This is a genomic window from Streptomyces sp. NEAU-YJ-81 (genome assembly GCF_017592595.1).
In the GTDB taxonomy this organism is placed as follows: Bacteria; Actinomycetota; Actinomycetes; order Streptomycetales; family Streptomycetaceae; genus Streptomyces; species Streptomyces hygroscopicus_B.
The window spans coordinates 1039738-1053340 of the sequence record NZ_JAGFNO010000001.1; the positions used below are offsets into that span (position 1 = coordinate 1039738).

The window sequence follows — 13603 nt, forward strand, 5'->3', positions numbered from 1 at the left end:
CCGGAGGCGCCGTACCGGCCTTACGGGCGTTGTACCGGACGCCGCCGTACCGGTCTCACGAGCTGGGCAGAACGGACAGGTAGGTCCATCAGAGCTGAGGGGAACGGCCATGGTGCTGCGCAGCGAGTATCCCGATGTCCCGCCTGTCGATCTGCCCATCCACGACGCCGTACTGGCCCGCGCGGCCGAGGAGTTCGGCGACCTGACCGCGCTGGTGGACGGCGTGACCGGGGCGGCCCTGAGCTATGCCGCGCTGGATCGGGCATCGCGCCGGATCGGGGCCGCGCTGGCCGAGGCGGGGGTGCGCAAGGGCGATGTGGTGGCACTGCACAGCCCCAACTCGATCATGTACCCACCGGCCTTCTATGGCGCGACCCGCACCGGGGCAGCGGTCACCACGGTGCATCCGCTGGCGACGCCGGAGGAGTTCGCCAAGCAGCTCCGGGACGCGGCCGCGTCCTGGGTCATCACCGTCTCGGCGCTGCTCGGCGTGGCACGGCAGGCCGCCGAACGGGCGGGCGGGGTACGGGAGATCTTCGTCTGCGATGAGGCGAGCGGCCATCGTTCGCTGCGCTCCATGATGAGGAGCACCGCGCCCGAACCGGTGGTGGCGATCGACCCGGCCCAGGACATCGCGGTGCTGCCGTACTCCTCCGGTACCACCGGCACCCCCAAGGGCGTGATGCTCACCCACCGCAACGTCTCCACCAACCTCGCGCAGGTGGAGACGCTGGTCCCCAACCAGCCGGGGGAGCGGGTGCTGGCGGTCCTGCCGTTCTTCCACAGTTACGGCCTTACGGCGCTCATGAACGCACCGCTCCGCAAGGGCGCCACGGTGATCGTGCTGCCCCGCTTCGAACTCGACACCTTCCTCGCCGCCATCGAGAAGCACCGGGCCCAGGCGCTCTATGTGGCCCCGCCGATCGTGCTCGCGCTCGCCAAGCATCCGGCGGTGGACGGCCATGACCTGTCGTCGGTGCGGTACGTGCTGAGCGCGGCGGCCCCGCTGGACGCCCGGCTCGCGGAGGCGTGCGCCCGGCGGCTCGGCGTACCGCCGCTGCTGCAGGCGTTCGGGATGACGGAGCTGTCGCCGGGCTGCCATCTGGTGCCGCGCGACGCGAAGAACGCACCACCGGGGACGGTCGGAAAGCTGCTTCCGAGCACCGAGATGCGCATCGTGGCCCCGGAAACCGGCGAGGACCTGGCCGTGGGCGAGGACGGCGAGATCGTCATCCGCGGACCGCAGGTGATGAAGGGCTATCTCGGCCGCCCCGAGGACACCGACGCCATGATCGACGCCGAGGGCTGGCTGCACACCGGCGACGTCGGGCATGTGGACGCGGACGGCTGGCTGTATGTGGTGGACCGGGTGAAGGAGTTGATCAAGTACAAGGGCTATCAGGTCGCCCCGGCCGACCTGGAGGCCGTGCTGCTCGCCCATGAGGCCGTCGCCGACGCCGCCGTGATCGGGGTGACGGACGGGGCGGGCAACGAGATCCCCAAGGCGTATGTGGTGCGCCGGCCCGGGACCCGGATCTCGGCGGACGACCTGATCGCGTACGTTGCCGGACAGGTGGCCCCGTACAAGAAGGTGCGCCGCGTGGAGTTCACGGACACCGTGCCGCGCTCGGCCACCGGCAAGATCCTGAGGCGTGAACTGCGCGCCAGGGAAAGGAGTTCGACCACCCCATGACCGACGGCCCCACGACCGATGGCCCGCTGACCGGAGACCCCACCGCGGTGCCCATGCCTCTCGTACGGTCCGCCTTCGCGCGCGGTATCACCACCCTCACCCTGGACTCGCCGCACAACCGCAACGCCCTCTCGACGCGCCTGGTCGCCGAGTTGCGCGAGGCGCTGGCGGCGGCCGGGCGGGACGACCGCGTCCGGGCGGTGCTGCTCACCCACACCGGCACCACCTTCTGCGCGGGCGCGGATCTGAGCGAACCGCCCTCGGCGTCCGGTGCGGCCGGACTGGTGGCGCTGTTGCGGTCGATCGTGGAGCTGCCCAAGCCGGTCGTCGCACACGTCACCGGACATGTGCGGGCCGGTGGGCTCGGGCTGCTCGGAGCCTGCGACATCTCGGCGGCCGGGCGCGGCGCCGGCTTCGCCTTCACCGAGGCGCGGCTCGGCCTCGCCCCGGCCGTCATATCGATGCCGCTGCTGCCCCGGCTGGACCGGCGCGCGGCGGCCCGCTACTACCTCACTGGCGAGCGGTTCGACGCCGCCGAGGCGGCCAGGATCGGGCTGGTGACGATCGCGGACCCGGAGGGCGACGCGGACGAGGCGCTGGCGCCCGTCCTCGACGGGCTGCGCCGGGGCTCCCCGCAGGGCCTCGCCGAGTCCAAGCGGCTGGTGACCGCCGATGTGCTGCGCGCCTTCGACCGGGACGGCGAAGCGCTGGCCGCGCTGTCGGCCCGGCTCTTCGCCTCCGAGGAGGCCCGGGAGGGCATGACGGCGTTCCTGGAGCGGCGCGAGCCGGTGTGGGCGCGGGAGGCGGCGGCCGACGCGGGGGCCACGGCCGACGCGGCGCCGAACGCTCAGGCCGCGGGGGACGCCGGGGCTACGGGGGACGCTGGGGCCACGCCGGACGCCGGGGCCGCGGGGGCGTCCCGATGACCCCCCGTACGGCACTGCGCGACCCCAAGCAGGACCGCAGCCGCGCGACCCGCAGGCGGCTGCTGGAGGCCGCCGTGGCCTGCCTCGCCGAGCGCGGCTGGGCAGGGTCCACGGTCGCGGTGGTCGCCGAGCGGGCCGGGGTGTCGCGGGGCGCGGCCCAGCATCACTTCCCGACCCGTGAGGACCTCTTCACGGCCGCCGTCGAGCATGTCGCCGAGGAGCGCTCGGCGGAGCTGCGCGCCCTCCCCGCCCCGCATGGGGAGGGCCGCGTCCACACGGTGGTCGAGGCGCTGATCACCCTCTACACCGGCCCGCTCTTCCGGGCCGCCCTCCAGCTATGGGTGGCGGCCTCGTACGAGGAGCAACTGGGTGCCCGGGTGACCGCCCTGGAGGCGAAGATCGGCCGGGAGACCCATCGGATGGCCGTGGAGCTGCTGGGCGCCGACGAGTCGGTGCCGGGCGTCCGGGAGGCCGTCCAGGGCCTGCTCGACATGGGACGCGGCCTGGGCCTGGCCAACCTCCTGACGGACGACGGCCACCGCCGGGAGCGGGTGGTGGCCCAGTGGTCGGCAATCCTGGAGATGATCCTGACCCCGCAGGACCCCGGCCACCCTTCCCCGGCCGCCTCCTGAGCCAGGGCTTGGCTCCTGGGCTGGGCTCGGCTCCTGGGCTGCGGCTCGGCTCCCGAGCCGCAGCTCGGGCTTCCGCGCAACCCCTCGCCGCCCGAACTACCGCTTGGTGTCCCCGTACCCGTCGATCTCGTGCGGGCTGCGCGTGCCGGGGCCGACATACCGGGCCGACGGCCGGACCAGACGGCCCGTCCGCTTCTGCTCCAGGATGTGCGCGCTCCAGCCCGCCGTGCGGGCGCAGGTGAACATCGAGGTGAACATGGGCGCCGGGACCTCGGCGAAGTCCAGCACGATGGCCGCCCAGAACTCCACGTTCGTGGCCAGCACCCGGTCCGGCCGCCGGTTGTGCAGCTCGTCCAGGGCGGCCCGCTCCAGCGCCTCGGCGACCTCGAAGCGCGGCGCGCCCAGCTCCTTCGCGGTGCGCCGCAGCACCCGCGCCCGCGGGTCCTCGGCGCGGTAGACGCGGTGGCCGAAGCCCATCAGCCGCTCGCCCCGGTCGAGGGCCTGCCGGACGTAGCCGGTGGCGTCCCCGGTGCGCTCGATCTCCTCGATCATGCCGAGCACCCGGGAGGGCGCGCCGCCGTGCAGCGGCCCCGACATGGCGCCCACCGCGCCGGAGAGCGCGGCGGCGACATCGGCGCCGGTGGAGGCGATGACGCGGGCGGTGAAGGTGGAGGCGTTCATCCCGTGCTCGGCCGCCGAGGTCCAGTACGCGTCCACGGCGGCGACATGCTTGGGGTCCGGCTCACCGCGCCAGCGCCGCATGAAGCGCTCCACGATGGTCCCGGCCTTGTCGATCTCCCGCTGCGGCACCATCGGCTTCCCCTGGCCGCGGGCCGACTGGGCGACGTAGGACAGCGCCATCACGGCCGCGCGCGCCAGGTCCTCACGGGCCTGCTCCGCGTCGATGTCCAGCAGCGGTTTGAGGCCCCAGACGGGCGCGAGCATGGCCAGCGCGGACTGGACGTCGACCCGGACGTCCCCGGAGTGGACCGGGATGGGGAACGGCTCGGCGGCCGGCAGCCCCGGGTTGAAGGCACCGTCGACCAGCAGACCCCACACGTTCCCGAAGGAGACATGGCCCACCAGGTCCTCGATGTCCACGCCTCGGTAGCGCAGCGCGCCGCCTTCCTTGTCGGGTTCGGCGATCTCCGTCTCGAACGCGACGACTCCTTCGAGTCCGGGTACGAAGTCGGACATCAGGCGGCTCCTCATGCTGCGGACGACGGCGGTGCCGGAACGGTTACGCGGCCGCCTGACACGGCTCGCGGTCCGTACCGGTCACTCCGGTGATGTGCCCCGTGCGGGTAGTGGTCACCCAACCGCGGCGGGGAGTGACCTCCAGGACACGGGGGGTGGTGCCTGCCAGGCGCCGACAGGCGCATGGTCAGCCTCAGTCTGGTGCGTGCGCTCGCCACGGGGAAGCGTGAGAAGCGGCACACGCGGTGCGCGTCGCGGGAGGGTTACGGGGCGGTAAGGCGGGGGAGGGAGATCGCTCTTCCGGGGCAGCCCGTGCGAAGGACCGATGATGTTGCAAGATATGCCCGTGCCTCACGTTGACTCGGAGCCCTCGGCTTCCTCCGCGCGTACGTACGACCCGGCCGCCATGCGCGAGCACTACCGCGCGGCCGGCTTCGACGAGGCGGATCTCGCGGGCGATCCGTTCCGGCAGTTCACCCGGTGGTTCGAGGACGCGGTCGGCAGCGGGCTCTTCGAACCGAACGCCATGATCGTCTCGACGGCCGACGCGGCGGGCCGCCCCAGCTCCCGCACCGTCCTGATGAAGAGCTTCGACGAGCGCGGCTTCGTCTTCTATACCAACTACGGCTCCCGCAAGGGCCGTGAGCTGGGCGAGAACCCGCATGTCGCGCTGCTCTTCCCCTGGCATCCCATCGCCCGGCAGGTGATCGTCACGGGCACCGCGCGGCGCACCGGGCGGGACGAGACGGCGGCGTACTTCCGGACCCGGCCGCACGGCTCGCAGCTCGGGGCGTGGGCGAGCACGCAGTCCTCGGTGGTGGGCTCGCGGGAGGAGCTGGACCGCTCGTACGAGGAGCTGGCGGACCGCTATCCGCCGGGGGAGCAGGTGCCGGTGCCGCCGGAGTGGGGCGGGTTCCGGGTGGTGCCGGAGGCGGTGGAGTTCTGGCAGGGCCGGGAGAACCGGCTGCACGACCGGCTGCGGTACGTCCGGCTGGCCGATGAGGAGGGCTGGCGGGTGGAGCGGCTGTACCCGTAGGGGAGGCGCGTGCGGAGGGCGGCGCTCGGGTCGGTGAGGACCGTAAGGCCGCCGAGAACACGCCCGTGAGGCTGCTAGAACAAGCCCCTGAGGCGTACCCCTGAAGAGCCCTGAGGCCCGTGAAGAGCCCCGAAAACGCGGACAACCCGCGGGTCTTTACCCCTGACGCCCTGAGGCGGAAGGGGGCCGGTCGGACGTACCGGCGACCCGCGGGTCGGGTGACTGCATGGGATTGGCCGGCTGCGCACCTCTTTCGTGCGCCAGTCCGGCGATGCGCAGAGCGCGACGACGGACTGCTAGCCCGCAGTCACCTCACGCGTCCGGATTTCATACATCTGCCGAACCACCTCCCTTCTCGTGTACCGCAAGCCTAAGAAGCGCCTCCTGCCACACACAAGCGAATTTCCGTGTGGCAACGATTTCGACGAATGCGGTGTGGCGCGTGTCACGTTCGAGTTCAATGTCCGACGTGCCCCACAACAGACAGCCACGTCGAGCAAGGGGTCTCAGGTGAGCGCTTCACAACGTTCCGAACCCGCGGGGCCAGCGCGTTCCGCCCGATCCTCGCGGGGGGTCCCCGGACAGGCGGGCGCCGCCGCGTCGGCGTCCGTCCGGCCCGAGTGCCCGGACGGGCCCGAGCGGCCCGACTCCGAACTGCTCGCGGCGCTGCTCGACGGGATGGACGCCGCCCTGTGCGCGTTCGATGCCGACGGCACGGTGACCCACTGGAACCACGAGGCCGAGCGCATCCTCGGCTGGACGGCGGCGGAGGCGGTCGGGCGTAAGGGGCTGGGCGGCTGGGCCGCCCGCCCAGGGGACGCACGGGACGTCGACGCGCGCCTTACGGAGGCCATGGGCGCCACGGGACGCCGGGTGCACGAGTTCGCGCTGCTGACCAAGGACGGCGGCCGGGTCCTGGTCCGCACGCAGTCCTCGGCGGTGGCGGGCGCGGACGGTCACCCGGCCGGGGTCTACTGCGCCTTCAGCGAGGTGCACGCGCAGGTCGACCTGGAGCGGTCGATCGCGCTGAGCGAGGCGCTCCTGGAGGACGCGTCGTGGAACGTGGTCCTGGTCGACGCGGATCTGCGGGTGGCCGTCGTCAACGCCAGCGCCGCGGGCGCGCTGCGTACGGCCCGTAAGGCCGCGCCCGGCCGGCCGCTGGGCGACTTCCTGGACCAGGGCGTCGAGGAGGCGGAGGCCGCGCTGCAGCACGTCCTGGCGGAGGGCGCGCCCCCGGCGCCCACCGAGCTGTGGGTGACGCTGCGGGACGCCGACGCGGCGGACGGCTTCGAGGGCGCGGACAGCGTGCGCTACGAACTGCTCGACGACGACGAGGCGGTGCGCGGTGAGGGAGCCGACCGCGGCGAGGCCGGTGCGGCGGCGCGGCACCGCTGCTGGCGCAGCGGCTTCCTCCGGCTGGCCTCGCCGCTCACCGAGGAGCCGGTGCCGCTCGGCGTGGCCTGGATCTTCCAGGACGTGACGGAGGCGAAGGGCCGGGAGCAGGAGAGCGCCCGGATGCGCTTCCGGGGCAACCAGCTGCACCGGGCGGCGCGGGCGGCGGCCGAATGCGAGGACCCGATGGAGGCGGCCTCGGCCCATCTGGACTTCGCGCTGGTGGGCTTCGCCGATCACGCCCTGATCGACCTGGTCCTGGACCCGCCGCCGGGCGACCCGGCGGACCGGGTCCGGCTCGTCCGGGCGGCGGCCACGCCCACCGGCGCACCCGGCCCCTGCCCGCCCGTCGTCCCGGGCGGCATCCCGCTGGGCTACCCGGAGGGCCATCCGGCGCTCCAGGCGGTCGACCGCTGCGGTTCGGTACGGGCGAGCACGAGACGCTCGGACGAGCCCGCGGCGGCCCAGTGGGCGGTGACCCGAAAATGGCCGGAGGGCACGGTGCATGGCCTCTGCGCGGTGCTGCGCAGCCGCGGCCGCACCCTCGGCGTGGTCACCTTCCTGCGCACCTCCAGCCGCCGGGCCTTCGACCGTACGGACGCGGCGTACGCGGAGGACGTCGCGGCCCGCGTCGCGGCCTCGGTGGACCTGGCCATGGGCCGCCGCTGACGCCCCGCGCCGCCACTGACGTCCCGGGCCGGGAGGCGCCGCGCGCCCGCCGCCCGCGGCCAATCCAGCCCCTCCGGCGTTTGAGGAGCGGGGCCCCGGCCGGGGGCCGGGGCCCGGATTCGGGAAGGGGCGGGGTGGGGGAAGCCACCCCCGCTGCGCGCTCACCGGCGGGGACCACCGCCCGTAGGAGCTCACCACCGGTAAAGGCTCCCGGCGAGGGTCTTACCTTCGGTAGAAGATCCGGTCCCCGTACTCGGTCATCACCTTGCGGTTCCACTCATGCCCGCCGTCCACGTTCCCCGACCTGAGCATGGGCGGCTCGATTCCCCGCTCGGCCAGTTCCGCGACCCCGGCCGCCACCATGGACTGCATGATCGCGCTCGTCACGACGGTGGACGCGGGCGCGAAGGGCGCGCCGACGCCGTCCACCGTGAGTTCCGCGTCCCCGATCGCGATCTTGTTGTCGATGACCAGATCGCACTGGTCCTTGAGGAAGCCACCGGAGGAGTTGCGCGAGGTCGTGCCGGTCGCGTAGCCGACCGAGGTCACCCCGATCACCCTGACACCGCGCTCCCGAGCGCTCATCGCCATCTCCACGGGCAGGGCGTTGCGCCCGGACAGCGAGATCACGACCAGCAGGTCCCCGGACCGGAGCGGACTGCTGTCGAGGACGGTCGTGGCGAGCCCGTCGACGCGTTCCAGCGCGCTGCCGAGGGTGGCGGGCATGACGTCCACGCCCACCACACCCGGCACCGGCAGCAGGTTCATCAGCGCGAGCCCGCCCGCGCGGTAGACGACGTCCTGCGCCGGCAGGGAGGAGTGCCCGGCGCCGAACGCGAAGAGGCGGCCGCCCGCGGCGACGGTATCGGCGATCAGGCTGCCCGCCGCGGCGATATGCTCGCCCTCCTCGTCCCGCACCTGCCGCAGCAGGCCGATGGCCGCGTCGAAGAATTGCCCGGCCGGTTTGGACTCGTTCATCAACGCGTCGCCTTCCCTGTGGGGGTTTCCGATCATGACGCTGTCAATAGCAGCCCGGTCCCATGCGACGGAAGAGGCCGTCTCGGCCCCGTTGTCGGCGGGATGCGTCAGAATTGGCTGAGGGCCACCGCACGACACTTCGAGGGGCACGCATGTCCGGACTGATCGACACCACGGAGATGTATCTCCGCACCATCCTCGAGCTCGAGGAGGAGGGCGTGGTCCCCATGCGCGCCCGGATCGCGGAGCGGCTCGAGCAGAGCGGCCCGACGGTCAGCCAGACGGTGGCGCGAATGGAGCGCGACGGGCTGGTCACGGTCGCGGGCGACCGTCATCTGGAGCTGACCGAGGAGGGCCGCCGGCTGGCCACGCGGGTGATGCGCAAGCACCGGCTCGCCGAGTGCCTGCTCGTCGATGTGATCGGGCTGGAGTGGGAGCAGGTCCACGCCGAGGCGTGCCGCTGGGAGCATGTGATGAGCGAGGCGGTGGAGCGGCGCGTGCTGGAGCTGCTCCGCCATCCGACCGAGTCGCCTTACGGCAACCCGATTCCGGGCCTGGAGGAGCTGGGCGAGAAGGCCGAGGCCGATCCGTTCCTGGACGAGTCCATGGTGAGCCTGCGTGAGCTGGAGCCCGGCTCGGAGGGCAAGACGGTGGTGGTGCGCCGCATCGGCGAGCCCATCCAGGCCGACGCCCAGGTGATGTACACGCTGCGGCGGGCCGGGGTGCAGCCGGGCTCCGTGGTGAGCGTCACGGAGTCGCCGGGCGGGGTGCTGGTCGGCAGCAGCGGTGAGGCGGCGGAGCTGGAGGCGGAGATCGCCTCGCATGTCTTCGTGGCCAAGCGCTGACCCAGGCCGGGCGCGAGCTTCTCTCATCCTGGCTCCCGACCTCCCTGCCTTGTTCCAGACCCTGAATCCCCGACCCCTGCCCTGATCCTCGACCTCCAGAGATTCCCCCGACCCCACCGTTTCGACCGCGTTCCGACCCCCGGCGCGCGGCGCGCGGACGCTCCGACCCGCCCCGCTCCTGACCCGGGGACCCGGCGCCCCAACGCCTCGCGCATACACCCCCGCACACCCTCGCGCGCTTCGACACGCTGACCGATACACCCCGTTCAGTCGATTCGGCCGTCACGACCTGCGACGACGGATTTTCCCGAAACCGGAGTCGAGAGAAACCGAGCGGGCGGGGCCGACGCGTGCGACGCTGTCGCTGACGCGCAGGCCGTCAGGGGAGGGGGCCGCGGTGGGCCCGAGAGGCTGTGCCGCCGAGGGGGAGTTCTTCAGCGAGGGCCCCGGTGCCGTCAGGTGCCGGGGCTCCGCTTCCCCATGTCCCCCCGCTGGGCCCCGGGCCGCACGGACCGCGCGAACGCGGCCGGTGCGACCCGGAGCCCTGGTGACCCGGAGCCCCGAGCTCTCAGGGTCGTCCCCCGCGGACTCCCTTCCCCGAGCAGTCCGCCTCCCGCTAGCTGTCTCCCCATGGCACAGACGATCAACCCCTGACGGTGGTCACTCGAACGAGGGGTGTTGGACGTAACAGCACCGTGTTCGAATATGAGTTCGATACTGTGAGGGTGTTCGAGAGAGGGCTGGAGGTGCCAGACCACATGGTGCGACGCATCGAGGTGAGCGGGACCGGCGGCGTGCGGCTCGCCGCCTGGGAGTTCACCGATCCGCCCAAGGCAGGCGCTGGCCGTGAGGGAGCGCGGGGCCCCGGAGTGCTCTTGCTCCATGGGCTGCTGGGCCGGGCGGCCCACTGGGCGGAGACGGCCCGCTGGCTCTCCACCCGCCATCGGGCGGTCGCCCTCGACCAGCGCGGCCATGGCCGCAGCGACAAGCCGGCCGAGGGGCCCTTCGACCGCTCCACCTATGTGGACGATGCCGAGGCGGCCGTGGAGCAGCTCGGCCTCGCCCCCGTGACCCTGATCGGTCATGCCATGGGCGCCCTCACCGCCTGGCAGCTCGCGGCCCGCCGCCCCGATCTGGTCCGGGCGCTGGTCATCTGCGATATGCGCGCCTCGGCCCTCGGCGCCGCCTCACAGCGCGAGTGGGCCGAATGGTTCCGCTCCTGGCCGGTGCCGTTCGCGACCCTCGCCGATGTGCGCAAGTGGTTCGGTGAGGACGATCCGACGCTGGAGCGGCCGAATCCGGCCCGGGGCGATTTCTTCGCCGAGGTCATGGCCGAGCGTTCGGACGGCTGGCGCCCGGCATTCTCCTGCCGCCAGATGCTGAAGGCCCGTGAGACCTGGATCCAGGACGCCCATTGGGAAGAGCTCGCGCTGGTCGAGTGCCCCACCCTGGTCGTCCGCGGGCTGGACGGCGAGCTGGGCCGTGCGGAGGCGCAGGAGATGGTCCGCGTCCTGCCGCGCGGGCAGTATGCGGAGGTGGTGGACGCGGGCCATCTCGTCCACTACGACCAGCCGGACGGCTGGCGCCGCGCCGTGGAGCCGTTCCTGGCCTCGGCCCTGCCCGTCTGACGGCGGCGCGACCCCCGGTTCAGAACGCCCAGGTGAACGGCTCGCCGCCGACCTCCGTCCACATGACATCGACCTCCCTGGCCCGTGCGGGAATCAGGAAGGTGGTGCAGAGCAGATAGCTCTGACCGTTCTTCCAGTCCTTGATCTCGTCCGGGTCCGCGCAGCCCTTGGGCCGCCCGGCATCGCCCACGACCTTCGCTCCCCGCCGGCCGTCCGCGTACACCTCCGCGTAGTCCCCGACCCGCGGATACTCCCGCACGGTGGCCCCGCGCAGATGGGTGTACTTCACATAGGCGACTGCGGGCACCAAGCCCTTGGCGGCTGCCGGGTCCGGCGCCAGCGCCTTCGCCTCGTCCGCCGTGCCGATGTCGACCTTCTGCGCCGCGATCCGATACGTGGGCTCGACCCCGGTGTCCTCCTTGAACGGACGCGTACCGGTCTGACCCGGCCAGAACAACCCACCCCCCGACCGCATCCCCACCGTCTGCGCCCCACCCTGATCTCCGTCGGCGGCCTCCGAGCGGGATGTGTGCCGCGCTTTCTCGGATGTATCGCCCTTTTCCCCGAATGGTCCGCACGCGGTCAGGGTGAGAGCCAGTACGGCGACGGGCGCGCCGCCCCGCAGCCACGTTGTCTTGGTCAGTGGCACGGTGGAACTCCAATGCGGGAACTGTCTCCGTCGCGTTCCGGTGTGATCCCTTGAACGCGACCGACGGTTCGTTGATCCTACGAGTCCTCTACTCCCTTGCGGCAATGGGAAATTGACCAGTAATGGACAGGTGAAGGGAAGCACATGATCGGCGGCGACATCACGGATCCGGAACCCGGCAGGGACTGGGCGGCATTTCAGTACGAGATCTATCTGAACGGGATGACCGGCGCCGTTCCCCGGCTGCCCGCCGATCTGACCCGGCTCGAGGAGCTGGCCGAGGCCCGGCTGGGGCCCGGGCCGGTGGGCTATGTCGCGGGCAGCGCGGGCAATGGCAGCACCGAGCGGGCCAACCGGGCGGCGCTGGACCGGCATCGGATCGTGCCGCGGATGCTCCGTGACGTACGGCGGCGGAATCTGTCGGTCGAGCTGCTGGGCACCCGGCTGCCCGCGCCGCTCGCGCTCGCGCCCATCGGCGTGCTGTCGATCATGCACCCGGATGCCGAATGCGCGGCGGCGCGGGCCGCCGCGGCGCAGGGCGTGCCGTTCATCCTGTCCTCGGCGTCCAGTACGCCGATGGAGCGGGTGGCGGAGGCGATGGGGGACGGCGAGCGGTGGTTCCAGCTCTACTGGGGCAAGGACCGCGAGGTCACCAGGAGCTTTCTGGACCGGGCGAGGACGTGTGGTTTCACGGCCCTTGTGGTGACCCTCGACACCCCGCTGCTGGCCTGGCGGCCGCGCGATCTCGACCAGGCGTATCTGCCGTTTCTGCGCGGTGTGGGAACCGCCAACTACTTCACCGATCCGGCGTTCCAGGCCGGGCTCGCCAAACCGGTCCACGAGGACCGGGACGCCGCGGTGCTGCACTTTGTGCAGATGTTCGGCGACCCCGGGAAGACCTGGGAGGACCTGGCGTTTCTGCGTGAGCACTGGGACGGCCCGATCGTGCTGAAGGGGGTGTTGCACCCCGACGACGCCCGGCGCGCGGAGCAGGCGGGGATGGACGGCGTCGTCGTGTCCAACCACGGCGGCCGCCAAGTGGGTGGCTCCATCGGGGCGGCCGACGCGCTGCCGGGGGTGGCGGCGGCGGTCGGCGACCGGCTCGCGGTGCTCTTCGACAGCGGGGTGCGCACCGGTGACGATGTGTTCAAGGCGCTCGCCCTCGGCGCCCGCGCGGTGCTCCTGGGGCGGCCGTACGCGTATGGGCTGGGGCTGGACGGGCAGCCGGGGGTGGAGCATGTGATCCGCTCCCTGCTGGCCGAGTTCGAGCTGACGATGGCGCTGTCGGGCCATACGGATGCGGCGCGGCTCACCCCGGACGCACTCGGCTGACAATTCCCTTCGGCTTTCAACTTGTTGTCAGATGCACCGGTACACCGGCGACTCGCCGCGGGACCGTCGGGGCTTTACCGGGTCATGAGCTCCCGGATTGACGGGTGCTACGCTCTTCGGCGCGCAGTGAATTAACCGATCATGCAGTGAATTAACCGATCACGGGGGGTGATTGCGTGAAGATCCAACGTAAAGCCTCGATGGTCGTGCTCGCGGCGGCGCTGATGCTGGGCGGTTCCGTGGCCCTGGCGCCAACGGCGTCGGCGGTGGGGTCATCGGCGTGTCAGTTCAATTCCCCGGATGTCAATTTCAAGGTCTCCACCAGTGGGGCGCGATTCCGTACCGGACCGGGAAAGCGGTACCGCGCCATAGGGACGCTTTACCGGGGGGATTCCTTCCGGTACTTCTGCCGCACCCGGGGCTTTGAGAAGAGCTGGTCCTACGGAAAGATCCTCAGGCGGACGACGACCGGAATCCGGCCCGGGACCAGAGGCTGGGTGTACAGCAAGTACCTCGACTAGCCGGAACGTTACGGCAGTTGAGGTGCGGGCGGCTCGTGCGACACCACCACGCATCGGCGGGGCCGGGGTGAGTCCCCGGCCCCGCCGATGCGCTGCGTGCTTGGG

At 72.1% G+C, this 13603-nt stretch carries 12 protein-coding genes; 9 read left to right on the plus strand and 3 right to left on the minus strand.

Annotation, left to right across the window (positions count from 1 at the left end; translation table 11 throughout):
- The first annotated feature begins 109 nt into the window (after window positions 1-109).
- Genes J5X86_RS04540 through J5X86_RS04550 form a run of 3 tightly spaced genes read left to right on the plus strand, consistent with a single transcriptional unit; the run spans window position 110 to window position 3251 of the window.
- Window positions 110-1693: a 4-coumarate--CoA ligase family protein gene (locus tag J5X86_RS04540; RefSeq protein ID WP_208515459.1), complete on the plus strand. Its 1584-nt coding sequence runs from the start codon at window positions 110-112 to the stop codon at window positions 1691-1693.
- Window positions 1690-2619, plus strand: coding sequence for an enoyl-CoA hydratase family protein (locus J5X86_RS04545; RefSeq protein WP_208515460.1), 930 nt, complete (start codon window positions 1690-1692; stop codon window positions 2617-2619). The genes J5X86_RS04540 and J5X86_RS04545 overlap by 4 nt, the downstream gene beginning before the upstream one ends.
- On the plus strand, window positions 2616-3251 hold the full coding sequence (locus J5X86_RS04550; RefSeq protein ID WP_208515461.1) for a TetR/AcrR family transcriptional regulator: 636 nt from the start codon (window positions 2616-2618) through the stop codon (window positions 3249-3251). Before J5X86_RS04545 ends, J5X86_RS04550 begins: the two co-directional genes overlap by 4 nt.
- A gap of 96 nt (window positions 3252-3347) precedes the next feature.
- On the opposite strand, the gene J5X86_RS04555 is transcribed toward J5X86_RS04550, so the two are convergent.
- Entirely contained in the window at window positions 3348-4448 is a 1101-nt protein-coding gene (locus J5X86_RS04555) for a citrate synthase 2 (RefSeq protein ID WP_078642052.1), read from the minus strand.
- A 340-nt stretch (window positions 4449-4788) separates the two neighbouring features.
- Between J5X86_RS04555 and pdxH the strand changes: the two genes are divergently transcribed.
- Window positions 4789-5484, plus strand: coding sequence for a pyridoxamine 5'-phosphate oxidase (pdxH, locus tag J5X86_RS04560; RefSeq protein WP_243979245.1), 696 nt, complete (start codon window positions 4789-4791; stop codon window positions 5482-5484).
- Between the two features lie 510 nt (window positions 5485-5994).
- A complete protein-coding gene (locus J5X86_RS04565) occupies window positions 5995-7545 on the plus strand; it encodes a PAS domain-containing protein (RefSeq protein WP_208515462.1) in 1551 nt (516 codons plus the stop codon).
- Between the two features lie 222 nt (window positions 7546-7767).
- Here J5X86_RS04565 and J5X86_RS04570 read toward each other — a convergent pair whose 3' ends face one another.
- The gene (locus J5X86_RS04570) at window positions 7768-8523 is read right to left on the minus strand and encodes an SIS domain-containing protein (protein ID WP_208515463.1); all 756 of its coding nucleotides are present in this window, start codon (window positions 8521-8523) and stop codon (window positions 7768-7770) included.
- A gap of 152 nt (window positions 8524-8675) precedes the next feature.
- Here J5X86_RS04570 and J5X86_RS04575 point away from each other — a divergent pair, with 152 nt between their 5' ends.
- Entirely contained in the window at window positions 8676-9368 is a 693-nt protein-coding gene (locus J5X86_RS04575; RefSeq protein WP_020870546.1) for a metal-dependent transcriptional regulator, read from the plus strand.
- A gap of 758 nt (window positions 9369-10126) precedes the next feature.
- Window positions 10127-10996, plus strand: coding sequence for an alpha/beta fold hydrolase (locus J5X86_RS04580; RefSeq protein ID WP_208515464.1), 870 nt, complete (start codon window positions 10127-10129; stop codon window positions 10994-10996).
- A 19-nt stretch (window positions 10997-11015) separates the two neighbouring features.
- On the opposite strand, the gene J5X86_RS04585 is transcribed toward J5X86_RS04580, so the two are convergent.
- Window positions 11016-11645, minus strand: coding sequence for a hypothetical protein (locus J5X86_RS04585; protein WP_208515465.1), 630 nt, complete (start codon window positions 11643-11645; stop codon window positions 11016-11018).
- A 144-nt stretch (window positions 11646-11789) separates the two neighbouring features.
- Between J5X86_RS04585 and J5X86_RS04590 the strand changes: the two genes are divergently transcribed.
- A complete protein-coding gene (locus J5X86_RS04590) occupies window positions 11790-12977 on the plus strand; it encodes a lactate 2-monooxygenase (RefSeq protein ID WP_208515466.1) in 1188 nt (395 codons plus the stop codon).
- Between the two features lie 224 nt (window positions 12978-13201).
- Window positions 13202-13498: an SH3 domain-containing protein gene (locus J5X86_RS04595; RefSeq protein WP_243979539.1), complete on the plus strand. Its 297-nt coding sequence runs from the start codon at window positions 13202-13204 to the stop codon at window positions 13496-13498.
- Window positions 13499-13603 lie beyond the last annotated feature (105 nt).